The following is a 375-nucleotide window of genomic DNA, read 5'->3' as shown; positions in this document are numbered from 1 at the left end:
ATCTCTTTATGATAAGTCCGAAGGTTGCGGCTTCATTAGGAAATACCATTCCTTCGGTAAGCAAAATAGATTTGGTTTCTTCAAGTGTTCCCAAGCAAACGATTCCCTCCCATCGAGAAGTGTGCTTTGAAATAGGCGGAGCGGTTAAAACAATCACCCTTCAGGCCACGGTAAGGGAAAAAGACGATGCCAGCCTGGTCAATTGGGCCTATTACAAAGGAGATACTCAAAAAGACCGAATAAAAACTTATCTGGAATACGGAAGCACACACCAAGTAAATCTGGAAGAATTACCTGAAGGCAAGACCACCATCTTCGGATACGGAAAGGTTCCCATCGGCGATTCTACCAAAATAATCATCCATCGCAAAGCAA

The 375-nt window shown here is 43.5% G+C and carries 1 protein-coding gene; it reads left to right on the top strand.

The features are described 5' to 3' along the window. Positions 1 to 8: 8 nt before the first annotated feature. Positions 9 to 375, top strand: a 367-nt coding sequence (locus tag GFV01_RS10305) for a hypothetical protein (protein WP_160567223.1), incomplete at its 3' end; no start/stop codon positions are given.

Source organism: Apibacter sp. B2912 (genome assembly GCF_009827835.1).
In the GTDB taxonomy this organism is placed as follows: Bacteria; Bacteroidota; Bacteroidia; order Flavobacteriales; family Weeksellaceae; genus Apibacter.
This window is presented reverse-complemented; position numbering and strand designations above follow the sequence as displayed.